The organism is Micromonospora sp. NPDC049580 (assembly GCF_040675595.1).
Taxonomy (GTDB): Bacteria; Actinomycetota; Actinomycetes; order Mycobacteriales; family Micromonosporaceae; genus Micromonospora.
Genome location: NZ_JBFAPG010000005.1, coordinates 18,880 through 43,904, shown reverse-complemented (window position 1 = coordinate 43,904; position 25,025 = coordinate 18,880). Strand labels below are relative to the sequence as shown.

Here is a 25,025-nt window from a genome sequence, read left to right as displayed (position 1 = left end):
GGAGTCGGAGCGCCAGCGGAGCGACGGACGCGCGCCCAGGCGGCGGCGCGTGCGGCCCGTTCAGGGCCGCCTTGATAGACGTACAGAAAGTCCTCCCACGCCGGCCAGCAGCCGGCCCTTCCACCCCGGCGCGAGGGGTCACGGCGGGTTGACGTGTCGGCACTCGGTGCTACTCTGACGCTCGTCGAGCACGCCAGCGCGGCTTCCCGCCGGATCGCCGGACTCGACTTCTGAGATGCTGGGCGGCCTTCCTGCCGCTGAAATGGGCCACGTCCCGCCGGCTCTCGATCACACCGGCCGCTGCGCCGTTTCCCGAATCCGCTGAGCGGCCCAGCACGGTCTTCCCTGCCGTCCACGATGGCCCGGATTCGCTTACCTGCACGGGTGGGGCAGCCTGCGGCCACCCGTCGGATGCCGACGTTTCAGGCTCCCCACCCGTGCCGGTCCATTCGTCAGGTCCACGAGCGTGAAAGGACATGACCCATCGGCGGGAAGTGGCACGACCACAACTCCGCCCTCCGGCGTCAGCCGCCCTCTCGGCGGTGCCAGGAGACACGACGAACACCAGCGGACGCAGGTCCACGGCTGGTGGTGCTTCGTCTCCCCTCCCTGCCACCCCCTGAAGAGGAGACAGCCGTGTCCACCCCGCTCACCATCTGCCGCCCCGGTCTCGCCATCGGCCGGGACGCGCAGGTCCTGCACCGCGCCGCCTCGCCGGAGTTTTCCGACTGGCTGGAGCACACCCGCCCCGCCGGCGGCTGCTCCCGCCCGATCCGCCTCACCGGCACCATCGCCGCCGTCGACCGGAACACCGGCCGCATCACCCACCGACTGCACACCGACGAGCTGCCCGACCGCACCCTCTACAAAGCGTGCGGCAACCGCCGCAAATCGGTGTGCCCGGACTGCGCCTGGCTCTACCAAGGCGACGCCTACCAAGTCGTCTGTCGCGGGCTGACCGGCGGCAAGGGCGTCCCCGGTTCGGTCGGTCGACACCCGGTCGTCTTCGCCACCTTCACCGCACCGTCCTTCGGCGCGGTCCACCACCGGCACGTCGCCCGGCACACCTGCGCTTCTCGGCAGCGCTGCGACTGCCGGCCCGCTCCCTGCCGCGCCCGCAGTGCCGCCGGCACCTGCCAGCACGGGCAGCCCGCGGCATGCTTCGCCCGCCACGACGCCGACGATCCGCGGCTCGGGCAGCCGTTGTGCCTGGACTGCTACGACCACGAGCACCACGCCGTCTGGAACTACTTCTCCGGCGAACTGTGGCGGCGCACCAAGCAGGCCATCGAACGGCACCTCGCCGCGCTGTGCCGACGTCGAGGAATCCCTTTCGTCCAGGTCGTCACCGGCTCCGGCAAGGTGCGCCGGTTGCCGCCGGTGCGGGTGTCGCACGGCAAGGTCGCCGAGATGCAGCGCCGGGCAGCCGTGCACTTCCACGCCCTGCTGCGCCTCGACGGTGTCGCCCCCGACCCGGATGCACTCGTCCCGCCGCCGGCCGGCATCACCGTCAACGACCTGGACGCCGCCGTCCATGCCGCCGCGCGGCAGATCGTCGTCAGCACCCCTCCGCATCCTGACCGGCCGCGTGGCTGGGTGATGGCCTGGGGCGAGCAGGTCGACGTGCGACGAATCAACGCCGCCAACGGCGAGTCAAGGTTTCCGCCTACCTGGCCAAGTACGCCACCAAGGCCACTGAATCCACCGGGCGCTCCTTCGTCCGGCTCACCCCGGCCACCATTGACGACTACGCCGACCCGGAAGGCGACCACCTCGCCCGCCTCATCGACGCCTGCTGGTACCTCGGACGGTCTGCCAACACCGACACTGTCAGCGGCGCCGCAACCGCCGGCATCCGTCAAGGCGGCCTTGACACGGAACCGAACGCCTACGCCGGACTGCGCCGATGGGCGCACATGCTCGGTTTCGGCGGCCACTTCCTCACCAAGGCCCGCCGCTACTCCGTCACCCTCGGCCTGCTCCGCGACACTCGCGCCAACTACCGGCGCGAAGAGGACGACGACCCGCCAGACACGATCACGGTCGGCACCCTCGCCTTCAGCGGGTCCGGCTGGCTCACCGAAGGTGACGCCTGCTCGCCAACACCGCCGCAAGTCAGCGGCGTGAGGCCAGACGCATCGGTCGGAAAGAACTCGCCCATGAAGCCTGGCTCACCGGGGCCGCCGCATGAACCACGATCTCCGCCCCCGCTGGTACTCCCCCGCCGAAGTCGCCGTCCTGCTCGGCTTCGGCATCTCCAAGGTCAAGATGAAGATCGCTACCGGCGAGCTGCGCTCTATCAAGGACGGCAAGTACCGCCGCATCCTCCCGGAGTGGGTGGACGACTACATCCGCGAGCAGGTCGAACGCCAGGAGGCTGCCTGATGCCCGCCCGCGCGCGCGCCAACGGCGAAGGCTCCATCTTCCCCTACCGCAACGGCTTCGCCGCGTACGTCTGGGTCACCAAGCCGGATGGCAGGCGCAGCCGGAAGTACGTCTACGGCAAGACCCGCGAGGCTGTCCACGACAAGTGGATCAAGTTGCACCAGCAGGCGAAGCAGGGACCGGTAGCGACCAGCGTCTCGACGGTCGGCAGCTTCCTCACCTACTGGCTCTACGAAATCATCCAACCGAACCGCGCGCCCCTGACCTACGCCCACCTACGAGACATTCGTCCGCCGCTACATCTCCCCCGGCCTCGGGGCCAAGCGGCTCGACCGGCTCCAGTCCCGCGACGTGCAGACCTGGATCAACCAGGTGGCCCGCACCTGCCAGTGCTGCGCCCAGGGCAAGGATGCCGCCCGCCCGAAGCACAAGCGCCGCTGCTGCGCGGTCGGCCGCTGCTGCCAGGCCGTCCCGTCGACGCGGACGGTCAGCGACATCCGAGCCGCGCTACGAGCCGCCCTCACCCACGCCCAGGCCGAAGACCTCATCACCAGGAACCGCGCCGTGCCGGTCACCCTCGCCACCGTCCGCCGACGGCGGGGCAAGTCCTGGTCAAGCGACGAGGCGCGCAAGTTCCTGGAGTCCGCCCGAGCACACGACGACCCGCTCTACGCCGCCTACGCGCTGGTCCTCGTCACCAGACTCCGTAAGGGCGAAGCGCTGGGACTCACCTGGGAGGACGTCGACGTCGATGCCGGAGAACTGACTATCGGCCGCCAACTCCAACGCGTACGCGGCCAGCTCCTGCACCGCGACACCAAGACCCAGGCGTCCGACGCCACCCTTCCCCTGCCCGACATCTGCCTGACCGCCCTCAAGCTCAGACAGCAACAACGCGACGAAGCTGAAGCAGCCGCGGCAAGGCGTGGCACGAAACGGACCTCGTCTTCACCACCCGCTACGGCACACCCATCGAGCCGCGCAACTTCCAACGCTCCTGGCAGACAAGGTGCGAGAAAGCAGGCGTCAGGCCGATCACCGTCCACGACGCCAGGCGAACCTGCGCCACGCTCCTGGCCGACCTCGACGTCCACCCCAGAGTCGCCATGCAGGTGCTGAGGCACGCCCGCTTCTCGGTGACGATGGAGATCTACACGCAGGTCTCATCGACAAAGACGAGAGACGCGCTCAAGCGCCTCGGCGACTCCCTGAGTCGCTGACGAGAACTGCTGTACAAAGCTGCTGTACGACAGCAGAAAGGCCACCTCCCGAACCAGGGAAGCGGCCTTTGACCTGCAAGAACTGAGAGTGGGCGATGCTGGTATCGAACCAGCGACCTCTTCGGTGTGAAACAGGACGCCGCACCGACTCTGACCTGCGGCAACGCGGAGCCGCAGGCAGGGGTGGGTGCAGTTGAGCGCCGTTCGACGCCGTTGGACGCAGTTCAAGGCCGTTCAGGGCACCCCGCTGCTCCCAACCTGCTCCCCCAACCCGGCTCGCACCGGCTCGCCGACCGCCGGCCGTCGACCGCTCGTAAGCTGCCGGCCCAGTGCTTTGGCTGGCACCAGCGCTGGCCCCCACAGCTGCATCGGTTGATGGGGAAGTGCGCTCACGATCGCCGCGTAATGTCAGCGGCATGTGCGGATATCGGCTTGGCGGCAGCTGGTAGAGGATATGGGCGTGAGTGAGGATCTCCTTCGTATCGTGCCGACCGTGCCGGCCTGGGTGCCGGCGCAGGGTGCCGCGGATACTGCGGCCGAGGTCGTCTCGGCGATGTGTCCGGGCGCGGGAGAGCTGGTCGCCTGCCAGTACGCCGAGGTTACGTTCATTGACCAGGGCGCCAACTTCGAGGCAGTCGGCTGCCCGGCCTGCAAGGCTCCGCTGGATGCCGACTGGTGGCAAGAGCGGATGGATGATGCCTATGCCACTCGCTTCGCAACACTGGACACCGTGACACCGTGCTGCAGCGCAGCCGTCTCGCTCAACGACCTGGAGTACCACTGGCCGGCCGCCTTTGCGCGATTCGAGTTACTGGTTCGCAATCCAGGCCGCAGCTGGTTGTCGCCCGACGAGGCAGCGCAAGTGTCGGCCGTGCTCGGCATTACGGTTCGCCAGGTCTTCAGTCACTACTGACGACACACCGCAGCAATGCCTCCCGCCCGGCGGCCTGTCAGTGCGTTCATCCGAGAGTGGGCCGCCCCTCGGCGATCTGTTCTTCTACCGGCCGACCGGACCAGGCCAGCCATGGGTCCGCGCCGGACTTGGGCACGACCACCGGCCCGTTGCCGACCAACGCGTCGGAGATGCGGCCTGACTCGATGAAGGCGCGTGACTGGTAGCCCACAGACCATGCGGCCTCGTGCTCCCGCACACCGGTGATCACCCATTCACCGGCGCGGACCTCGCCCATGCGGTCAGCGAGGAAGGCGAGTGCGATCTCGCGAGCGTCTTGATCGGTCATGCTCGTGACCCTAACGCTGGAACGATGGTGCAGGACCGAGCCAACGCGCTGTCATCGGCATGAGCGGACGTCGCCCGATTGACGACCGGGAGAATCACGGCTGACTTCTTCGCATCCGCCGAAGAGGTCGCGGCCCACGCGGCTGCACTGGGCTCGGGCACGCGTCGCTCCTCATCGAGGGGACCAGTACCTGTGGTCCGCCGTTAGCTTCTTCCGATGTTGCGGCACTCACCTCGCCTGCCGGGCCGGCTTCCCAAGGCCATCGTCCGGATGCTTGACGTGACGGCGGCGGATGATCCGGGGGAGGCACCCGGGCTAGACGACCCGTACCCTGCTGCCGACACGGCCAATGATCTTCTACGCCACGGGAGCGTCGCGCCGGGGTGTCCGCGGTTGCAGCAGCGGAGACGCTGCTCGATCTGCGAAGGATCTACGACGAGTTGTTGACAGACCTCGAGGTGTCCAGCCGATAGGGTCACTTCAGCGGCTTGTTCACTGCCGCTCGGGCGACATCGATGGACACCGCGGTATAGGCGGCAGGCAAGGTATGACGCACGGGGCGTGAGCATGGACACCACTGAAGAAGGAAGCGGATTCGGCGCGCTGCTGCGGGCCGGCCGACGGGCGGGCGGCATCAGCCAACGGGAACTTGCCGCACAAGCCGGTCTCAGCGTGGCCGCCATACGCGACCTCGAACAGGGCCGTAGCCGCAGACCCAGGCCCACAGCCGTCGAGGCGCTCGTCGCCGCGCTCGGCCTGCCCCCTCACGACGCGGCCACGCTCCGCCGCGCGGCCACCCGCCCTTCAGGCCCGATCCCGCCCTCCAGGCAGGTTTGCCCCGCCGAACCGCTGCGGCTGGCGATCCTCGGCCCGCTGACCGTCAACCGCGGGCACGTGGCGGCGCCGGTCGGCCGCGGGGGGCGTCGCGCTCTGCTAGGCCGGCTCGCCTTGTCGGTCAACACTCCGGTACCGGTCTCCGACTTGATCGACCTGCTCTGGGACACCCCACCCGCGGCGCCGGCGAACGCGCTGCACACCTACCTGTCCCGGCTCCGGTCGGCGCTGCAGCCGACCGGACCGGGCCAGGCCGCCTTGATCACCCGGACCCCGGCCGGATACCAGCTCAACCTCGCCGACGAGCAGCTCGACCTGGCCGAATTCCGCCGCCAGGTGCGCCATGCCCGCGCCGCCGAGCCGATGGCGGCACTCGACCTTCTGGAAGCCGCGCTGGCGCTCTGGCGCGGCGACCCGCTGGAAGACGTGCCGAATCTGCACCACCAATTCCTGGCCACCGCAGTGGCCGAGGAGCAGATCGCGGCAACCCTGCGCCACGCCGACCTGGCCCTCGCAGCCGGCCAACCCGACCGCTGCCTACCACGACTGCGTGAACTCGCTGCGGCCAACCCCCTGCACGAACCGCTCCACACGCGGCTCATCGCAGCCTTGGCCGCCGGCAACCTGCAAGCTTCCGCGCTCGACACCTACGCCCGTATCCGACGGCGACTCGTCGAGGACCTCGGTATCGAGCCGTCCCCCGACCTGATGGACGTCCACCGGCGCGTTCTACGGCAACAGCACGTCACGTCCGCTCAACCTCCCCTTCAAGCTGAGTCACGACCCCTCGCGGCCCCGTCGCGTAGCGACGACCGGGCCCACATCCCGGCCCAGCTTCCCGCCGACGTCCGCCGGTTCACCGGCCGAGCCGAGGCTCTCGCGCGGCTCGACGACATGCTCCACACCCACCGGCAGCCGTACCCGGCCGTCGCCATCGCGGTCGTGTCGGGCACCGCTGGGGTGGGCAAGACAGCTCTGGCCGTACATTGGGGCCATCGGGTCGCCGACCGGTTCCCCGACGGGCAACTGCATGTCAACCTGCGCGGCTTCGATCCAGGCGGCTCGCCGATGAACCCGGATGAGGCCGTCCGGAGGTTCCTTGACGCGTTGGGTGTCACACCGCAGCGGCTGCCAGCCGACCCGGCGGCCCAAGTCAGCCTGTACCGCAGCCTGCTCGCAGGCCGACGGATGCTGCTGGTGCTGGACAACGCCCGCGACGCCGAGCAGGTCCGCCCCCTGCTGCCCGGCGCGCCGTACTGCTTCACCCTGGTCACCAGCCGCAACCCGCTGTCCGGGCTTGTCGCCGCAGACGACGCTCACCCTCTCACCGTCGAAGCGCTCAGCCCGGACGAAGCCCGCCGCCTGTTGACACACCGCATCGGTTCCCGCCGAACCGACGCCGAGCCGGACGCCATCGTCGAAATCGTCAACCAATGCGCCGGGCTCCCGCTCGCGCTGGCCATAACCGCCGCACGAGCCGCCATCCAACCAGGTCTGTCGCTCGCCGACGTCGCCGCCGACCTGCGCGACGGAGACCGCCTGAACGCCCTGTCCACCGGCGACGCGAGCACCGATGTGCGTTGCGTCTTCTCCTGGTCGTACCAGGCCCTCGGCCCGGCCGCGGCACGGCTCTTCCGGCTGCTCGGGCGGCATCCCTCACCCGAAATATCAGCGGGCGCGGCGGCAAGTCTTCTCGGTCTGCCCCCGGCAGGAGTCCGCCCGGTCCTGTCCGAGTTGACCAGGGCTCACCTGATCGGGGAATACGCCCTCGGCCGGTACACGTTGCACGATCTCGTCTACGAGTACGCGAGCCAGCTGGCCCTTGACGAACAGCCCGACGCCGTGACCGGCCGGATGCTGGACCACTACCTGCACACCGCCCGCGCCGCCGACCGGCTACTCGAACCCGCCCGCGACTCGAGCCCTCTCGACTTCCCGCGTGCTGGGGTCACCGTGGACCCGCCCACCGACCACACCGGTGCGTTACGGTGGTTCGCCGCCGAGCATCGCGTCCTGCTCGCCGCCGTCGACCACGCCGTGAACGCCGGCTTCGATTCATACGCCTGGCACCTGGCGGACGCAACGGCGACGTTCCTGTACCGGCAAGGGATGTGGCACGAACAGGTCACGATCCAACGGCAGGCGCTGCGCGCGGCGGCACGGTCGACCGACGTGGCCGCGAAAGGCTCCGCTCACGTCCACCTCGCCCGCACCCATATCCGGCTGCGCGAAGGCCACGAGGCCGAGGCGCACCTGCGGGCAGCACTCGAGCTGTACCGGGAGCGCGACGACTTTGAGGGACAAGCCCGGACACATCACTACTTCGGAATGCTGCGCGAGCAGCAGAGCCGTTACCGGGAGGCACTCGACCACGCGCGACAGGCGGTCGCCATCTGCCGGGCGAACGCCCTGCGACACGGGTTGGGACACGCGCTGAACGCGGTGAGCTGGTATCAAATCTTGTTGGGCGACCACCACGACGCCCTCATCCCAGGCCAGGAGGCCATTGAGGTGACCCGGAATCTCGGGGACCAAGCCGGACTGGCCAACGCCTGGGACACCATCGGATACGCCCACCACCACCTCGGCGACGACGACGAGGCCGTCGCCAGCTACCAGCGGGCGATCGACCTATACCGCGACCTCGGCGACCGGTACTACGGATCCGTCACACTGACCCACCTCGCCGAGAGGCACCGCGCCGCCGGCCGGCTGGATTGCGCTCGCGACGCGTACCGACAAGCCCTCGTCGTACTTCAGGAACTCGCCCATCCAGATGGCGACCGGGTCCGCAGCGAACTGCTCCACCTCGAGGCGTCAGCCGGCCTCTGAGGCATCCCCGAATCCCGACCAACGTGCCGATGGTCGACGCTACATCGGAGGGTCAAGTGTGGAAACCTTGGACATCGTTGCCTTCGCTGTCTCTCATGGTGGCCGCGGTCGGCGCCGTCGATTGAAAGATCCGGACGTGGTGCGGACTATTGCCATTCCACGACGTTGTGCACCGATCCGCTAACGACATGGTGCTATGAGATCGCCAACGGGAGAACCCCGCGTAACGCCGGCCGGAGCCGACATGTGGCCTCTGCGTGAACCCGGCCGGGTGGCGGTACCTCGCCACCGGCAAACGGGCCTTCCCCTGGTACGGACGCGGTACGGGCAGGAAGTCGCAAGGTTTCGGCAAGCGGGCTCCCGCAGGATGAGCGCACGTCAACATACATGGATGGGAAGAAGCTTATGTTGCGCAGATGCGCGGTCGCAGCCATGCTGATCATCGGAATCCTGATACCCGGTGCCCCCGCGTACGCGGGGCCACCGCCCGCGAGCGGGATCGTCTTCGAGACGACCGCGCCCGGCGCCTGGTTCACCGCTCAGCCGGGAGAGCTGATGTGGCTGGTGAACCAGAACGGCTCTGACGAGGTGTTCTGGATTGGGAATGCCACCGGGTTCTCGAATCCCGGACAACTCTTTCACAGCTGGGTCCAAGCAGACGGGAACTGGTCCGGCGCGTACAGTCTCGGCGGCCTGATCTACGACAGCTTCTGTGGCATGCGGAACCCGGGCGGCACCCTGGAGATCTACGTCAAAGCAGCCGGCGGGGACGTCAATCACAAGCGTCAGCTGTGGCCGGCCGGGGACTGGGGCGGCTGGGAGAACGATATCGGTGGACGGATCAAGACCGGGTACGGCGTGAACTGCGCACACTCCACGTCGGGCAGCAAGGTCGCCGTCAAGGTCTACGGCCCCGACAACTGGTGGCACTACAAGACCCGCCTTATCACGGGTGAGTGGCCGTCCACTTGGGCGTGATCCATGAGGCATGATCGTAGGAGCGGTGAGGAAGGTGTCGTTGCCGACATTCTCCTCACCGCTCCGCGTCACATGGTCGGCCCATCACGGGCAAGTCGTACACCACTCCAGCGGACGCAACCTCAACCCTTACGCGTGAAGCCCGATCATCAGTGAACCGATGGACGGAAGAACCATGCCGTGATCAGATCCGGCAATCCACACTGGACTTGGTCTGTTGAGGGGAACTCCACGAGAGGGACCGCAAATGACCGGACTTAGGGCCTTCGAGGCCCACACGGTGGCGCCATGTCGATCCACAGTCTGATCTTGCTCATCGCACCGCCGATGGTGGGTGTCCTTGTCGGCTACGCCAGCGGGGGTCGAATCGCCGGCTTGCGGAGCATCCGACTCTCGGCCGTGTGGCTCCTGTGGCTGGCCGCCGTCGTCCAGGCGGCGCAGTACCACGTGGCTGCCCTGCGGCATCCCGGCACGCTGGTCGTCGTATTCGGCCTGGTCCTGTGGTGGCTGGCCGTGAACCTTCCCAGATGGCCGCTCGCGATCCGCGTCGCTGGCGTCGCCATCACGGTAGGTGCGCTCGCCAACGGAGTGACGGTCGCCCTCAACGGACGCATGCCATACCAGCCGAGCGGGGCTGAGGCGGTCGGCCTACGGCCGGATCTCACCACGCCCAAGAACGAACCCGCGGACGATGCGACCCGGTTCGCGCTCCTCGGTGACACGATCCCGGTCACGCCGTTGAAGAAGCTCGTCAGTCCCGGCGACGTGCTCATCGGCGCCGGGACCGTCGCGCTGACGGCGCTCGCGATGCGTCGCCGCCACGACCAACCCGATCCGGTACCCCAGCACATCACGGGAGGTGAAACATGACCATGTCCACCGTCTGGCGCCAGGCCGCCTACGCGATGCTCACGTTAGCGTCGCTGGCCCTGCTGCTCTACACCATCGGCGCACCAATGACAGAAGGAAGCTGAGGGGCCGGCACGAGAATCCGCATCATTGTGGCGCTCCTGTCGCTCGCCACACTTCTCTACACGGTCGGTGCACCACATGAGCACGGAGGCTGAAGCGTGCGAATCCGCAGGAATGGATCGCGGCTCCGGCGACGCCGGGTGACCCCTGGCTGCAACTCGTCAACATGACGAGCAAGAAGTGCCTCGGCGTCAAGGATGTCAGCTACGACATCGGCGCACCACTGCAGGTATGGACCTGCAGCGTGAACTGGAACCGGCGCTGGAACATTTCCTAGCCGCGTGACGCAGCGGCCGGGCCTGGTGCGGTGTCGACCAAGCCCGGCCGTTGCGCAACCAGGGTCAGCAATCCTGAACGCGCCCCACTCGCTGCCACCAACTCCTGTAGCTGCCGTCTAGACCCGGGTGGGTCAGACGGGCCGGTGAACAGGCGTGCTCGGCGTTCTACGACCACGTCGGGGAATTTCTAAGGCGGCGCGGGACAGTCGTCCGACCCGCAGATGTCCAGAGACCATAAGGACGCTAACACCTTCGGTCCGCCGAAGAGGTCACCGGACCGGAATCCCTGGCCAGGGGGTTGCCGGTGGGATTCGTGTCTCAGCGTCCGGGATGTACACCGGCGCCACCACGGCGGATGCCAGAGCCGCAGGTCGATGCAGCACGACATCGCGAGCGGCGTCAACGAGCCCCCGGCCGACAGCCGGCACTGGCCAGACCGGGCGCAGCGAACCTCGACCACTTCGGTGTTCTCTGGGAGGTCACGCCGACCGCTCGCCCACCTCACCGCAGGTCAAAGCCCTCGGCTCTTTCCAGTGTTGGTGAGCACTTCGGGCGCGGCGACCACCTCACAAAGCTGCACCCAATCTGCTCCCACTTGCAAGGCCAGACCATCCAGCAGCTCCTTACCGCCGTGACCTGCACATACTCCCCTACCAGGGGACATAGAATGCTGTCGACCGCTGCGCAAATCCGCTGAGCACTCCGTGTGAAACAGGACGCCGCACCGACTCTGACCTGCGATAACGTGGAGCCGCAGGCAGGGGTGGGTGCGGTTCAGTGCCGTACGACGCCGTTGGACGCAGTTCAACGCCGTTCAGAGCACCCCGCTGCTCCCAACCTGCTCCCCGGATCCACGGTGCGCACCGACCGCCAGCGCGTGGAGTGAGCTGCCACCGGCAGGCAGTGCGGTTGTGCCGTCTCCCCTACGGCGCAGGTTCCAGCACGACGACTGGGATCTGGCGGCTGGTCTTCCGCTCGTAATCGGCGAAGCCCGGATACGCGGCCTTCTGCGCGCTCCAGATCCGTTCCCGCTCGGTTCCAGTGGCAACTCTGGCGACCAACTCCACCTTGTCCGTACCGATCTCCGCACGGGCCTGCGGGTGAGCCAGCAGGTTGTGGTACCAGTCGGGGTTGGTGGGCGCACCGCCCTTGGACGCGAACACGGCGAAGCCGCCATCCACCTTCTGGTACATCATCGGGTGCACGCGAGGCTCGCCGCTCTTGGCGCCGACCGAGTGCAGGAGCAGCAGCGGCGCCCCAGCGAACTGACCGCCGACCTGCCCACCGTTGGCACGAAACTCATCGATGATCTTGTCGTTCCAGTCGCTCATGCCTTCTCCTCGCCTCCGCGAACCGGCTCCTTATCGACGATTCTGACAGTCATCGCCGGGGCGTGACACTGCGAACACTCGCCACGACCCCTGCGGCGACAATGCGTAGCGCTCGGTTCGCGGCAGGTACGGCCGTTGGAGGCCGCGGTGTTCGGCTCTGATGCGATCGGAGGTGCCGGCTGGCGCCTCTGTCGGATCGGGTCGGCGTTGCTGGTGGTCTTGGCTGTATGGATGGCTGTACGGTCCCGGGGGTGGATCGGGGGATGCCGTGAGCTGGGTAGCCAACGTGATGCTGTCCGTCGGTCTGGAGGACCGCCTCAACGCCGAGGCGTTCAGCGGGTGGCTCGACAAGGAGTGTCCCCGGCGTGAGCCAGGCATGGGGCCGGGCGGCTGCGGCAACCTGAGCCTGATCACCGACGCGGACAACCAGTGGGGCGGACACAAGAACCCCGAATGCCAGGTGTATGCCGGGGCGCTCAACCATGCCGATCTCGCTGCTGTTGTCGATCATTTAGGTTCCCTTGCCTGGCACGACCCCAACGCAGTGCAGCTCTTCACGATGGACCAGGAGGAGTTCTTCTTCCGGGTCTGGATGATCCGACGCGGTGCTGTGCGGCAGTACGCCCCCGCGTCGCCGGACGAGGAGGGCGACGAGTTTTGGCACACCGCTGGGTCGTAGCTGCAGTTTGAAAGAGCGTGCTCAACTGGTCGTGATGCCCGAAACGCCTGCACCCAGGGGGCCTACCCGTTTGCCTCTCGCTCCCGTTCGTGCCCGATGGGTGCCATGGCTACTGGCCCACCGTCGGCCCGTGAGTCCAGGCGTCACGTTGAGGTCCCCCCGCTTTCGCGGAGTGGTGGTTACCTGGCGCCGGTTGGCTCAGGCTGAACGATAGCTGTCTCGGGTTGGTTGATTTGGTTGGTGTGCCATGCGGTCTCGTACTCGTCAGGGCTGAGGTAGCCGAGTTCCTTCTGGATGCGGCGGGAGTTGTACCAGCCGTCGATGTAGCCGAAGATCGCGTTCTCGGCCTCGTCGCGAGTGCGCCACGAGTTCCGGTACACGAGTTCGATCTTCAGGGTGGACCAGAAGTTCTCCATCAGCGCGTTGTCATACGAGTCGCCGACCGAGCCCATCGAGGGCAGGATCCCGTTGTCGGACAAGCGTTCCGCGAACTTGATCGAGGTGTAGTTCGACCCGCGGTCGCTGTGGTGGATCAACTCCTGGTCACGCACGTCGCGGGACCAGATGCCGTACTCCAAGGCGCCGAGGATGAGTTCGGTGTTGCAGCGGTCGCCGCCTTCCAGCCGACGATCCGGTTGGAGAACGCGTCTCGCACGGCGGCGACCCAGAACACGCCCTCACCGGTGGGGATGCGGGTGGCATCAGCGACCCACAGGCGGTTCGGCGCCGCCGCGGTGAACTGCCGGTTCACCAGATCCGGCGCTGGCGTGGCCCGAGGATCCTGCCGGGTGGAGCCGCCGCGCCAGCCTCGACGCAGGAAGGCGCCCTGCCAGCCCTGGCCGGCCATCAACCGCTCCACCCGCTTACGGCCGACGCGGATGCCGTCACGCCGTAGCTGCTGGTGGACCCGGTCAGCGCCGTAGGTGCGGCCCGAGTTCTCCCAGACCTCGTAGATGTTGCTCAACAAGCCCCGGTCGACCAGGTCACGGTCGCACGGTTGTGCGGCCTAGCGCAGCCAGCCGTAGTAGGTCGAGGCGGTGATGCTCAGGACCCGTAGCAGGAGCGCGACCGCGAACTGGTCACGGTGTTCATCGATGAACCTCATGACCGTCGCCGGGTCGGGTCGAGCTCCGACGCGAAATACGCACTCGCCGCCTTCAAGATCTCGTTCGCCCGACGCAGCTCCGCGACTTCCCTGCGCAGCCTGCGGTTCTCCTCAGCCATCTCCGTCGTCGGCTGGTCCTCGCGCTCACCACGGTCGGCCTGGTCCTGCCGGATCCAGTTACGCAACGCCTCCGGATGCACACCCAACTGCTCGGCCAGCCGCTTGATCACCGGCTTCGGATCCGACTCCCGATACAGCCGCACAGCTCGGGCGCGTAGCTCATCGGGGTACTTCTTCGGTGCTGCCACGAAAGACTCCTCCCCATGGCCATCAGACCATGATCAGAAGACTCCGTGAAACTGGGGGGACCTCACACCCAGTCTCGCATATTGCCAGCTTAAGGCTCGGGATGAATGATGACCAGATGTAGTTTTTAGGCCCCCGAACACCTTCGAGTGTATTGGAGTTCGATGTCGCTGGTAGACGTGGCCGGCCCTTGCCGAGTTCCCTGGCGTGGGTGGCCCACTCGTCGGCGTGCAGCGACACGCGGGCGTTAACGGGCACGACCAGGTTGGGGAGTCACGGCTGCTGCAGCGGGCTGGACGGCGGCGGCGAACACGATGGTTAGGCCCAGCAGCGGCAGCGGGTGTCGCAACGGGTCTCCTGCCTGTTCGCGGTCAAGGTTGACCGGCAGCCACTGCGCGGGACCACGCACCGGAGACCCGCAGCCACTCGACCTCGCCGCCGAACCCGCGATCGCTGAACTCATCAGTGCCGGTCACCTTCGTCCAACAAGGATTTTAAATTCTGCTGGCTCAGACACTGCGCTCAATAGTCCGCCACCGTCCGCGGGCGACGAAACTGCTGCGATGCTGGAACGATCGCGCCCGTGCTGATGGAGTGCCAGACATCCGAGCACCGTTCGATCAGCTCACAGGCAGGCAGGTACGCCCAGGTTGAAGTTCAAATCAGAAAACCTTGGGAGCAGCGTCCGATGGGGCATCCGATCATTCAGGGCGGGAACTCGTGCAGCAATGGCAGCTGCTCCAGGCTCGACCGGGCACTTACCGCGTATGGGTGCGTTTCACCCAGCACCCGAATGTAGTCGGCCAGCACGTCCGTTAGCACGCTTGCCGCCCGACGGCGCTGGCCTCGAACCGCGAGCGCCAGTCCCAGGTTGCGGCGCGCGTTCAGCGATGCGGTGTGGTCGGCTCCCAGTACCCGTTCTCGGTCCTGCACCACTCGCTCGAACAGACGCATTGCCCGCCGGCCCTGGCCCGCGGCCAGCAACGCACGGGCGAGAAAGAGTCGCAACCGGATCAGACTGGGGTTGTCCCGCGGAAGACCCGCCTCAGCCTGTTCAACGAGCCCGCGCAACAACGCAATCGCCTCGCCGTGGCGGCCTGCGGCTGAGTAGGCGGCCGCTCGGTACTGCGGCCACCACATGAACTGAATGCCAGCGGCCTCGGCGCGGCGCAGGACTGCGTTGATCTCGTGGAGCATGACTGCCTCCGCGGCACGGCCCGCCCGAACATAGGCACGGGCGAGTTCACCACGGGCGTTGATGGTCGACTCATGCTCGGGCCCGTACACGCGGATATTCTCGCGGAGGTTTTCTTCGAAGATCAGCACCGCGTCGTCGTTCCGTCCCATCGAGCGCAGCGTGCTAGCGATGTTGATGCGCGCGGCCATGGTCGAGCGGGCATCGGGGCCGCAGATGCGCAGGCTCTCCTGCAGGTTGTACCGATGGATTTCTAGGGCGCGCTCTAGAAGGCCGGCGCATTCGCAGCAATATCCGAGACTGTTTCGAGCCGCCACGGTGGCCACCTCGTCGGGGCCGTGCACGCGCATCCGGTCCGCGAGCGCTTCCTCGGCGAACGCCAGCACGTCGAGTTCGCGGTGCGTGCCGATGCCCGCGTTGATCAATGCACGGCGGGCGAGGAAGACGGCCTCGTCGTCGATGCCATCCGTGTTCTGATGCTCCTTTAGTACGGCGAACGCGGTGGTCAGTGAGCGGGAGGATTCCCCGAGGATGCCGAGCCTTTCGACGCTCCACCGGCGTAGCCGCAAGAGTTCGGATAAGAGTTCCTCTGCCTCGGGGTCGCCGTTCAGGTCGCGGTACATAGCGGCCCAGACATCGGCGACGTGGTCGACGACGTCGGTACCGGACGGTGGTGCCGCCGCAGCGGTGGCGCCAAGCACCCTGGTCGCTTCCTGGGCTGCCGCCCGTACTCGGCCCTGAGTTCGCATACGTGTCAGTGCGAACCGCCGCGTGAGCCGGTGCATCACTACGACGGTGCCGGTGACGTCGAACCCGACGACGGACGCGCCGGCAAGCGTCGCAAGGGCATCATCGACTCCAAATCGCTCGATAGGCAGGTAGTACAGCAAGTCGCGCCGGACGCCGGCGGGTGACAGCAGGGCCATGAGATCGACGATGCGCTGGGCGACGCCGGTCGGGTCGGCCGCTTCCGCGTCGGCTATCGAGCGGAGTGTGGCTTGCTCCACGCTGTCCGGGTAGTCGTCACCCGGTACTCGGGCCAGCATCGAGGTGAGCGACCCGGTACTGAGCCCGGCGAGATAGTCGCGGAATGACTGGCGCCGACGGCGAATCACCGCACCCGCCTGGGAGAGCGCAAGGGGTAGATCGCCGAGTTCGTGCGCGACAAGCGCTGCCTGTTCAAGGTCGTCCAGGCCACTGCGGGTGCAAAGGAAGGCCGCCGCTTGTGCAGGGGTGAACACTGCGACGCGGACTTCGGTGCCGAGTTGAGCGAAGTCCCGGTTGGTCGTGGTGATGAGAACTCGCGCTTGGCCACGGCGGGGCAGCCAGGGCAGGACGGCATCGGGGTCGAGGGCGTTGTCTAGGACGATGAGCGACGGCGAGGTTCGCTGCTCGATCCAGCGCAGTGCGGCCTTCGCTGCCGCGTCAGCATCGACAACCGTGTCGACGAGCTTCACCTCGCAGGCCACGGCTGCCAGTGCCGTCGTGATCGCGGCGGCGTCCTCGGCGACGACCCACAGCACCAGGCGCAGTCGCCGGGCTAGGCTTTCGCGGGTGTACGTCGCGACCAGGTGAGTTTTGCCGACGCCGCGTCCACCGGTCAGCACAGTGACAGGGCCGTTGGCGACGGCGCGTGCCAACTCCTCGAGCAGCGCTGCCCTGCGGGTGTAAGCCAGTGGCTCGCGCGGCACGTCGCCGATCACGATTGGCGCCCGGCACCGGGCGGACCAACGCAACGCGCTGCTGGTTGAGGTTCGGCGCAGCTGGAGGTACGAGACCCCAAGCCCGGCTACGGCCACGATCGCGCTTATCACGCCTACCGTCACTTCGGCGCTCACGGGCTCCACGTAACCATATGCACGGATCCGTGTGATTCCACCGTCCGGAGAGACATTCGCCGATCTTGGCCCCGGACCATGGGTCAGGATGACTTGACTCCCACGATGAAAGTTGCTCGCTGCCCGGTTCCTGCCGGTGAAGCCACCTCGGACCGCCTGGCGATCCGTAGAAGGGTTGCTGTCAGACTAGGAGGAACCTACGGGGCCTCGCTCACTGAGGTCGGGGTTGAACCCAAGCTTCGCGAGCACCTCGGCAAGTACAGCCTGTCGGTCGGCCGGGGCACCCTCGACAGTCATGCCCTTGCCCTCGCGGACCTGGCGATCCTCCAGAGCCTCCACGATCGCGGAGCACTGGTCGTACACCAGCTCGTAGCGGACGAGATACGGCGCTAGGTCGGCATACTGAAGCCGGGTCAGAAAGAACCGATGCACGATTGCGTTCCGGTACTCGTAAAGGTTACCGACTTCATTTTCCAAAATCTCGTCAATGACGCCGCGCCTGCGGGCCTCCCGGTAGATCTCCCGCTCGGTGAATTTTGCCCCTCCCGGCACTTGCTCCACGTAGTCACCGACGGTGACCGGATCTCCCGCGAGCTGCTTGTCCAAGATGATCGCCGTTCGAAGCAGCCCATCGATCAGCGAGACATACAGCACCATGCCCTCGATCAGGAACCCGTGCTCGTGCGCTCGTTGGAGCAGCAGTCGGGCAGCGGCGAACGCCTGCACAAATTGCCCAAGGCCCGTCGACTCAGCGCTCATGCCGCCAGAGTAAGCGCGTCTGGCGAGAATGGTCCTTCGGCGATGCGCCACTCAGCGCGCGACCGCCTTGCGCCCCGGGTGGTCCTCCACAATCTGTCGGGCGAGGTGTACGGGCGCAGGTCGGGCCGTTCGCCCGTCCCAGGCCAGCGGGTGGCCACACAGGCGTGCGCTGAGCGCCGCGAGGTTTTGGCGTGCGAAGACGCCATGGTTGAGGAGCAGGAACTCGGTGCAGGTCATCGCGTGCCAGGGTGTGCGCAGCTCTCTTGCTTCCTCGGTATCGAATCGCGTCTGGCGGTGGCCTGCTCGGACGCTGGACTGAAACGCCTTGTCGCTGCGCGATCGGTTGATCAGGTAGTAGGTGTCCGGGTGGGCCCTGGGCAGGTGGTAAAGCAGTTCAGTGGCTGGGACTACGCCGTCTCCAGCGTTGGCCCGGTTTCCGGTTGCCCTGACGGGCTGTGGGAGCTTGCCATCTGATGCCGTGTTGACCCTGACCAGTGAGACGCCGGCTGGGTTGATCATTCCAAGGTGGGGCAGCGCATCGACCTGCCTATTCCCCAGGCTCTTGTTGGTGGTGCCGGACCACAGCGGATACCGGTTGGAGCCGTCGATGTAGATGATCATTGGGATGTCGTCGTAGCGGGTGCGGAGCTGGTGTAGAGCCCGTTCTGCGTAGGCCCGGGCCAGGGCGGTGCGGGTGGCGGGGTTCGGTTCTTTGAACTGGCTCAGGTCGGTGGCGTGATGTGCGGCGATGGCGGCGGGAAGGTTGTTCCAGCCGTGGGCATCGGGGTGGTAGCCGAGCATGTGCCAGGGTGAGTCGGTTCCGTCGCTGATGAGGGCGGAGAGGCTGATCATGCGGGCAGCGGGTTGGTTCTGTTCGCGGGTGTAGAGACCGACGATGACGCATGGCTGCGGCTGCAGGGGCCGCGAGAAGACTCGGGTTGGTGTGGTGGCGGTAAGCCCCGCTGCCCGGAGGAGGTCTCGTACGGCAGCATGTGCGGGATGGTCGACGATGTCGGGCTTGGGCGTTGACGCTGGATCGATGAACTGGCTGACGGTACCGTGGACGGCCAAGGCGCGGCGAAGCTGTGGCTTGGGGTCTTCGGCGGGCTTGGCTGCGGCGAGTTCTTTGTTGCTCTCGGCGAGTACGAGGTGCAGGGCGGCGGGGGCCCTGGTGGAGATGACCTGCTCGGCGAGGGTGTTCCGGAGATGCGTGGGTCCGGGAGCGACCAGCATGTCGGTTTTGGCGCTGTCGAAGGTGATGGTGAGCGCGCCGTCAAAGAAGGTGCTCTCCGCAGTCGTGAGGCTGCTCTTGGGGAGATCGAGTACTTCGGTAAGCGCCTGGGCGGAGCGGTGGCGCTGTAGGTCGTCCTGGTAGACGACGCTGATGTGAATCGGCCGTGCTGCCGCGTTGACGGCCGAGGCGAGTTTCGCGTGCCGGTCGGGGTCGCCGGGGGCGTCGATGTTGCGTATGGGTGTGGTTTCCAGGACGAGCGACTGCGTGTTGAGCCTGGCGGTGGCGTACTCAAGTACGCAGTCGAGGAATCGGCGGCCAGGTCCGGAGCCGATGGGGTGCCTGTCGGGTGTGGTGGCGTGCCGGGCGCGGATGCGGGGGTGGGTCGCGAGGAGGTCGTCTGTGGCGAAGTTGGCGGGTACGCCGCGGATGCTGAAGGAGTCGACGAGTTGAGGAAGAAGCCCGGTGATCACGTTTCTGTTGGTGGGGCGGTCGTAGCGGTGTCTGGCGGTGAGCAGCATGCCGGTGTCGTCGGTGGCGATCCAGAGGCTCTTGGCGTTGCCGGGGAAGCCGGTGGTGGCGCTGATGTGGGCGTCGAGGTTGAGCAGGATGCCGGGGTAGCCGGGGACGGTGATGGGTTGGAGACTGATGTAGTGGATGCCTTGTTCGGCTCTGGGATGCGTCTCGGGAAGCGGGCGGTTGAAGGCGACGAGGTTGCCGTCGATGTCGGGACGGAGAAGCAAGTCCGTACCGTCGGGGAGCTTGAGCGCGCCTCGGAGGAGTTCGATGGTGCGCCAGGTGGCGACGTCGAAGACCCAGTTCGGGATGTCGGCGTGCGTCGCCGTGCCCGCCTGGAGGTACTTGGCGATGTGAATCGTGCGTGGCTTGGTACGGCGTAGCAGTGGGGCGAGGAGGTCTTCGAATGGTGCGCCGTGGCGGGCCGCGAGGTCTCGTTCGAAGGCGGCGAAGAGCCGGCTGATGATGGCGGTGTCGATCTTCTTACGCATCAGGAGCAGCGTGCCGGGTCCGTCGGGGTCCTTGCAGATGGTGGCGTAGTCGCTGGACACGTAGCGCAGGCCGAGGCTCAGGTCCCTGTACGGCAGGTTCTTCGGGTAGCGGGTGTATCGGCGGTTCAGGTCCTGCCATGTGTCGTTGACCTCGCTGCCGAGGGTGTAGCCGTGGATCTTCTCCGCCATCGCTTCGGTGTAGGGAAAGGCCAGGGTGCGCATCAGGGGTTCCTGTCGTTGATGCCGGCGAACGTGAAGAACGCGTCGATGGTGGTGCCGTAGATGGAACGGACCTGGTCCAGTTGGTTGTCGTCGCGCCATCGCTGGTGGAGATTGCGGACGAGGGAGGCAAAGTCGCTGCCCGGTGCGGCGCCGCTTCGATGGAAGGCGTTGTCGACCAGGTGAAGAGTTGTGTTGGTGCCGCCACGCCTTGCGCGCCCGGCGAGTTGAATCAGGTCAGCCAGGACGTCGGCGAAGATCGCGGTTCGCACGTCGGGAGGCAGGCGCCCGAAGGCGGGGTTGGACCTGTTGATGAGCTCGAGGTGTCTGGCGGCGAGGCGGTGGCGTACGTCGAGTTCCTGGCGCGGGTCCTCGCCGGGGTGCCGGTTGCGGCGGGCGTGGGCACCGGTGTGGGCAACCAGTGCGGATGGTTCGTCGATGAGCTTGATCGGCCGGACGCATACCCAGATGGAGTCGAGCGCGGACCGGCGGCCGACGACGATGTTGAGCCCGCGGGCAACCCGCGCGAAAGGTGAGATCAGCACGTCTCTGTCCGTGGTCGGGAAGGTCCGCAGTCGGCTGGCGGGGATGGCGAGTACGTCGTCGGGGATTTGCAGGCCGCGGCGGTCACCGGCGGGGACGGCGACGGCGATGCGGGTGCGGTGGGCACCCCCGGCGATCAGGCCGCGGCAGAGGGCGAGCATCTGCTCGTAGGAGTTCGTGACGAGCAGGACCCGGGCGCGGGCGCGACGTTCGGCGTCCCGGTGGTCGTGCAGATCCCGCAGCCTCTGTTCGAGGATCTGGTCCCAGAGCCCGGATCCGATGCCTTCGAGTAGTTGGGCCTTGCGGCTGCGGGCTGCTCCAGAGATGACGATCCCGCGATTGGTCGTGTGGTCGTTGACGGACGCGTTGCTGACGGTCAGCCTGCCAGTGCCGGCGTCGGCGTTGTCCGGGTAGTAGCAGACGACGTCGGCATGGACGTGGTTGGTGGGGGAACCGGGTAGGTAGGCGGTCGCGGAGAGCCCGACGATGACTCTAGTCGCGCCTGTGAGCGCGGGAGCTGTGGTGATTCCGAGGTCTGCGGTGTACGCGTGGGGGTCGCTGGAGAGGATCTCCGCGGTGAACTGCCGGTCGGAGCGGCTCTCCGGGTCTCCGGTGACGGCGAATCCGAAGACCGCCCGGCCGATCGGCCCTTCGGGTGTTGCCTGCCAGGAGGGAGCTCGGTCCAGCGCGGCTTCGACGTCGTCAGCGAGCCGCATGCCGCTGTCGCGCATCAGCGGCAGCAGGGCTTCCAGCTCGGCGAGCCCTTGCTGGAGTTCGCCGAGGAACGCCCTGCGTAGGAGAAGGTGGGCGGTCTGGAGCTGCGATGCCGAAACGGTGGGGTCTGCGGGATCGTCGTCCCGCCCGGTTCCACGGCCACAGTACGTTTCGTCCAGGTCGACGTCGTCGTTCGGTTCATTCTTGTCGGCGGTTGGCGCGGTGATCGTTTGGATCGCGCTGACGACGCCTTGGCTTCTCTTGTGGATCAGGTCGGATTCCGGTTCGTCGGCGACGACGAGGCGCAGTTCCTTGCGTAGGTCCGTCCAGCCGGCGGGTAGCGCGTCAGGGTCGGGTTCGTTCTGGGTGAACAGGGATTTGAACCTGTCGAGTTGGTCGTCGCTGGGACGGTCTTCGAGTTCGTTGAGGCCGAAGAGGCGGCAGGCGAGGAGGTTGTCCCATCGGCGGGGCAGGTGCAGCCTTGCCTGTTTGGGGCCGAGTGGGTCCTGCGGGTCGATGAACCCGTTGACGACGGCGGCCAGGTAGCGCTCGGAGAGGAACTCGACCCGGTGGATGGCCCGCTGGAAGGCGAGTTCGAGTTCGCCCGGCACGTTGTCGGATTCGACCTGTTCCTTGCGCTGGTCGTCGAGCTTCTCCAGGAGCAGCTTCTGCGTGTCACGACGGGCCAGGACGAGGGTGCGGCCGGACTGAGCGACCGCATGTCCCTGGAAGGCGTCGACCTCGTCGACAAGGACGATGTCGGCTCGCCGCAGCAGCAGCTCCTGCGCGCTCATCCGTCCGTGAAGTGTGCCGTTCGTGATGACGGGGAACGGCACCGAGCCCTGCTGGAAGTAGGCGTGGTTGGTGACGATGATCTTGGCTGGGCCGGCGGCTTGCCGCCATGGCGCCCACTTCTCGCAGGCTCCGATCAGCGGGCATCGGTGGCGGCCTTCAACGCCGGGCTCGTGGAGATCCGTACAGGGTTCCTGGCCGGGCTGCCATGCGGCGCCTTCTTCGTCGCTCAGCATGCAGGAGTAGCCGAGCTCCTGCCAGGTCCGCCTGGCACCGGCCGGATCCTCCGGTGCGTCGTTGGTGCGCTGGACAGCCACCTCGATGAGCCGTCGGTGGGACATGAGTGCGACAACAGGGATGTCGAGGCTCAGCGCCGCGAGGTCACCGCGGATGGTGGCGACGAGCTCCAGCGTGCTCTCGACATCAGGGGTGAGCAGGACAACGGTGCGACGGCCTCCTCGGTGGCTGGCGAGGTGGGTGGCGGCGACGCGCATCCAGACGCTCTTGCCGGAACCAGTGGGCGCGATCATGAGCTGGAGGGGCCCTGCCGCAAGCTTCAGCCGTTCGACGGATTGGCCCTGTGGCGTCCGCAGCTTCCGCGAGAATCCGTCTAGGACCTCCGCCAGGCGGAAGGTGTCGTCAGCCCGCTTCTTGTCGATCAGTTCGGCGGTGGCGTGCATGTCCGCGAGGTCGGCCACCACCGCGGCTGGTGCGGTGACGTCCAGAACCGGGACAGGCGGGTAGGGCATCGGTGCCCGCGGGATGAGGTAGGTGTTGCGCCGGAACTCGTCGCGGCTGGGGCCGGCGAGGAAGACCGACGAGCTGTAGCGCCTGCCGGCCAGCGCCTCTGGGGGGACACGCAGCGGGGTTGAGGCATCCTCCAACTCCTGCAACGCCGCTGTGATCACATCACCGACCGGCACACCGTCGATCACCTGCAGGAAGTCTCCGGCCTCAAGGTAGCGGGGCGACCGGTTGTTGCGCAGGTGCTCGTCGAGGCTGACGCGCAGGCCACCCTCTGTGGCCAGGCGGCGAGGGCGCAGGTGGATGAGGCGGTCGCTCGCATGCCGTTGCGTGGCGGTGAGGCCGTCGCGCCAGAGGCTCCACACCCCGAGCTGACCGGAGAGGAGGAACCGCGCGTCGCGGGGGTCGACTGCGGGCGCGCCTTCCCAGGTCTCCGTGGGGAAGAGCTGTTCGGCCAGGCCGAGCGCCAGACGCAGGGACGGTCCGATCAGGAACCGGTTGGCGGTTCTAGGAAAACGCGATCGGTTGCTCATCCGGCTGCGGCCCTCTTCACCTCGGTGAGGAATCGGTGAGACGTCGTGGCGAACCGGCGCCGCGATCCGGTGGCAAGGCGCAGCCGTTCGTTGAGGACCGCCACATAGCCCGCCCGGTAGTCGGGGATGACGATCAACAGGTCAGATCCACCGATGCTGCCCCGACGCAGCAGCTCGTTGGCCAGCCGCGCGGGGTCGGTGTAGTCCTTGACATCGACCCGCCAGGGCCGCCGTCGTCCTGGTGCCCTCACTTCCAGGTCGTACCGGTCGACGTGCGGCCACAGTCTCGCGGTGACGCCCGGCATCATCTCGAGTTCGCGGTGCAGGCGGACCTCCTCACAACCGGGGATGGTCGAGTACCGCCAAGCCGGTCGGACAAGGCACACCTGACCCTTGACCGGAACCGCAGTGGTGACCTGTGGTCCGCCCAACTGCGCGGCGCGCTCAACGTTCCACGCGCCGGCCACCGGTGCACGGCCCTTCGCCGTCTTCACGGTGATCGAACCGCCGAGAGCCTTCGTGTGCGGCGGGTAGGCACAGGCAAGCCGACCGACCTGGTACCGCATCGGGTACCGGCATACAGGGCACCCGAACCAGTAGTGCTTCCCCTCGTGCGCCACCCACGCCCACGCGGGGATCTCCTCGACTAGGCCCTCGCGGGGTAGCCGTGCGGCCTTGATCGCGTCGATCACCTCTGACATCTCCCCCGCCGCGTGTTCGACGACGGTCCGTCGCGCCCGCCGGTACCCCTCCTCCGTGCCCGTCGCCAGCATCTGTCCGTAGAGCCAGCCCTGCACCTTCTCCGCACTCAGACGCGGGACCGACCAGCCGGCGACATCGGAGGCCGTCATCGACGGCGCGAGGTTCTCCATCAGCAGGTCAGCGGCAGCAGCACTTAGCTGTCCGTCCTCCATTAACAAGACCTCGTCGCACGCTTCCCGCAGTGTGGCCGGCAGAAGCCCGGACAGCGGGCCGGTCAACAGGTCGGTGAAGGCCACCAGGGGCAGCAGAGGCTCACCGTGCACCAGGTGCGCAAGCGCTACCCGCCCGTGCAGTTCAGCCACCTGCCGCCAGCGCTCGCCGGGCGGTCCCGGCGACATCCAGATACTGGCGGCCTGCGTCACGGTGGCCACGACTGTGTCCCGGCCGAACCTGGTCAGATCCGCCGTCATGCGTCCCCTTCCTCCCCGGCCGCTCATCCTGGGCGACCCGCAACGCCGCAACCGGACACCGTGTGCGGCCTGATCGACGTCCGCCGCGATCGCGGCGCACAACAGAGCACGCCAACA

At 67.2% G+C, this 25,025-nt stretch carries 17 protein-coding genes, 2 pseudogenes and 1 other annotated feature; of the genes and pseudogenes, 9 read left to right on the top strand and 10 right to left on the bottom strand.

The genetic code is table 11. The annotated features are described in order from the left end of the window. Positions 1-636 precede the first annotated feature (636 nt). The 4 genes and pseudogenes from AB0J68_RS01100 (at position 637) to AB0J68_RS01085 (ending at position 4,518) form a co-directional block, all read left to right on the top strand. Positions 637-2,191 (top strand): annotated as a pseudogene (locus AB0J68_RS01100) (replication initiator). Beyond that, on the top strand, positions 2,188-2,385 hold the full coding sequence (locus AB0J68_RS01095) for an excisionase family DNA-binding protein (RefSeq protein WP_089001262.1): 198 nt from the start codon (positions 2,188-2,190) through the stop codon (positions 2,383-2,385). Before AB0J68_RS01100 ends, AB0J68_RS01095 begins: the two are co-directional and overlap by 4 nt. Further along, positions 2,385-3,605: pseudogene (locus AB0J68_RS01090) on the top strand (tyrosine-type recombinase/integrase). Before AB0J68_RS01095 ends, AB0J68_RS01090 begins: the two are co-directional and overlap by 1 nt. A gap of 460 nt (positions 3,606-4,065) precedes the next feature. After that, complete coding sequence (locus AB0J68_RS01085) at positions 4,066-4,518, top strand: hypothetical protein (protein ID WP_355140056.1); 453 nt, start codon at positions 4,066-4,068, stop codon at positions 4,516-4,518. 46 nt (positions 4,519-4,564) lie between these two features. On the opposite strand, the gene AB0J68_RS01080 is transcribed toward AB0J68_RS01085, so the two are convergent. Next, positions 4,565-4,846 carry a YrhB domain-containing protein gene (locus AB0J68_RS01080; protein WP_355140058.1) on the bottom strand — a complete coding sequence of 94 codons (282 nt, stop codon included), beginning with the start codon at positions 4,844-4,846 and terminating at the stop codon, positions 4,565-4,567. Between the two features lie 567 nt (positions 4,847-5,413). Here AB0J68_RS01080 and AB0J68_RS01075 point away from each other — a divergent pair. The 4 genes from AB0J68_RS01075 (at position 5,414) to AB0J68_RS01060 (ending at position 10,739) form a co-directional block, all read left to right on the top strand. After that, entirely contained in the window at positions 5,414-8,512 is a 3,099-nt protein-coding gene (locus AB0J68_RS01075; RefSeq protein ID WP_363935299.1) for a BTAD domain-containing putative transcriptional regulator, read from the top strand. Between the two features lie 432 nt (positions 8,513-8,944). After that, positions 8,945-9,490, top strand: a complete 546-nt coding sequence (locus AB0J68_RS01070; protein ID WP_355140060.1) for a hypothetical protein — start codon at positions 8,945-8,947, stop codon at positions 9,488-9,490. 288 nt (positions 9,491-9,778) lie between these two features. Further along, a complete protein-coding gene (locus AB0J68_RS01065; RefSeq protein ID WP_355140062.1) occupies positions 9,779-10,360 on the top strand; it encodes a DUF5317 family protein in 582 nt (193 codons plus the stop codon). Positions 10,361-10,553: 193 nt separating this feature from the next. Next, complete coding sequence (locus AB0J68_RS01060; RefSeq protein WP_363935302.1) at positions 10,554-10,739, top strand: RICIN domain-containing protein; 186 nt, start codon at positions 10,554-10,556, stop codon at positions 10,737-10,739. Between the two features lie 924 nt (positions 10,740-11,663). Here AB0J68_RS01060 and AB0J68_RS01055 read toward each other — a convergent pair. Beyond that, positions 11,664-12,071: a nitroreductase family deazaflavin-dependent oxidoreductase gene (locus tag AB0J68_RS01055; protein WP_363935297.1), complete on the bottom strand. Its 408-nt coding sequence runs from the start codon at positions 12,069-12,071 to the stop codon at positions 11,664-11,666. Between the two features lie 268 nt (positions 12,072-12,339). Here AB0J68_RS01055 and AB0J68_RS01050 point away from each other — a divergent pair, with 268 nt between their 5' ends. Continuing rightward, entirely contained in the window at positions 12,340-12,750 is a 411-nt protein-coding gene (locus AB0J68_RS01050; RefSeq protein ID WP_363935295.1) for a squamosa promoter-binding protein 15, read from the top strand. 179 nt (positions 12,751-12,929) lie between these two features. Here the strand turns inward: AB0J68_RS01050 and AB0J68_RS01045 are convergent, their stop codons facing one another. The 8 genes from AB0J68_RS01045 to AB0J68_RS01010 all read right to left on the bottom strand — a co-directional run bounded on the left by AB0J68_RS01045 (position 12,930) and on the right by AB0J68_RS01010 (position 24,869). Continuing rightward, positions 12,930-13,301, bottom strand: a complete 372-nt coding sequence (locus AB0J68_RS01045) for an IS3 family transposase (protein WP_363935294.1) — start codon at positions 13,299-13,301, stop codon at positions 12,930-12,932. Further along, complete coding sequence (locus AB0J68_RS01040; RefSeq protein WP_363935292.1) at positions 13,283-13,714, bottom strand: IS3 family transposase; 432 nt, start codon at positions 13,712-13,714, stop codon at positions 13,283-13,285. The genes AB0J68_RS01045 and AB0J68_RS01040 overlap by 19 nt, the downstream gene beginning before the upstream one ends. 69 nt (positions 13,715-13,783) lie before the next feature. Further along, positions 13,784-13,897 (bottom strand) — a sequence feature (AL1L pseudoknot). Then, positions 13,852-14,163 carry a transposase gene (locus AB0J68_RS01035; protein WP_363935291.1) on the bottom strand — a complete coding sequence of 104 codons (312 nt, stop codon included), beginning with the start codon at positions 14,161-14,163 and terminating at the stop codon, positions 13,852-13,854. (Overlaps the previous feature by 46 nt.) Before the next feature lie 703 nt (positions 14,164-14,866). After that, entirely contained in the window at positions 14,867-17,194 is a 2,328-nt protein-coding gene (locus AB0J68_RS01030; RefSeq protein ID WP_363935290.1) for a tetratricopeptide repeat protein, read from the bottom strand. A gap of 186 nt (positions 17,195-17,380) precedes the next feature. After that, positions 17,381-17,953, bottom strand: coding sequence for a hypothetical protein (locus AB0J68_RS01025; RefSeq protein WP_363935288.1), 573 nt, complete (start codon positions 17,951-17,953; stop codon positions 17,381-17,383). 51 nt (positions 17,954-18,004) lie between these two features. Beyond that, the gene (locus AB0J68_RS01020) at positions 18,005-20,413 is read right to left on the bottom strand and encodes an RNaseH domain-containing protein (protein WP_363935287.1); all 2,409 of its coding nucleotides are present in this window, start codon (positions 20,411-20,413) and stop codon (positions 18,005-18,007) included. Continuing rightward, complete coding sequence (locus AB0J68_RS01015) at positions 20,413-23,736, bottom strand: hypothetical protein (RefSeq protein WP_363935286.1); 3,324 nt, start codon at positions 23,734-23,736, stop codon at positions 20,413-20,415. Before AB0J68_RS01015 ends, AB0J68_RS01020 begins: the two co-directional genes overlap by 1 nt. Continuing rightward, positions 23,733-24,869, bottom strand: coding sequence for a hypothetical protein (locus AB0J68_RS01010; RefSeq protein ID WP_363935284.1), 1,137 nt, complete (start codon positions 24,867-24,869; stop codon positions 23,733-23,735). The genes AB0J68_RS01015 and AB0J68_RS01010 overlap by 4 nt, the downstream gene beginning before the upstream one ends. Positions 24,870-25,025 lie beyond the last annotated feature (156 nt).

What these genes read in the sequence shown, in the direction of transcription:
- AB0J68_RS01015 (WP_363935286.1), bottom strand. Translation starts at nt 23,736, where the DNA reads ATGAGCAACCGATCGCGTTTTCCTAGAACCGCCAACCGGTTCCTGATC.
- AB0J68_RS01055 (WP_363935297.1), bottom strand. Translation starts at nt 12,071, where the DNA reads ATGAGCGACTGGAACGACAAGATCATCGATGAGTTTCGTGCCAACGGT.
- AB0J68_RS01080 (WP_355140058.1), bottom strand. Translation starts at nt 4,846, where the DNA reads ATGACCGATCAAGACGCTCGCGAGATCGCACTCGCCTTCCTCGCTGAC.
- AB0J68_RS01020 (WP_363935287.1), bottom strand. Translation starts at nt 20,413, where the DNA reads ATGCGCACCCTGGCCTTTCCCTACACCGAAGCGATGGCGGAGAAGATC.
- AB0J68_RS01075 (WP_363935299.1), top strand. Translation starts at nt 5,414, where the DNA reads ATGGACACCACTGAAGAAGGAAGCGGATTCGGCGCGCTGCTGCGGGCC.
- AB0J68_RS01025 (WP_363935288.1), bottom strand. Translation starts at nt 17,953, where the DNA reads ATGAGCGCTGAGTCGACGGGCCTTGGGCAATTTGTGCAGGCGTTCGCC.
- AB0J68_RS01070 (WP_355140060.1), top strand. Translation starts at nt 8,945, where the DNA reads ATGCTGATCATCGGAATCCTGATACCCGGTGCCCCCGCGTACGCGGGG.
- AB0J68_RS01065 (WP_355140062.1), top strand. Translation starts at nt 9,779, where the DNA reads ATGTCGATCCACAGTCTGATCTTGCTCATCGCACCGCCGATGGTGGGT.
- AB0J68_RS01095 (WP_089001262.1), top strand. Translation starts at nt 2,188, where the DNA reads ATGAACCACGATCTCCGCCCCCGCTGGTACTCCCCCGCCGAAGTCGCC.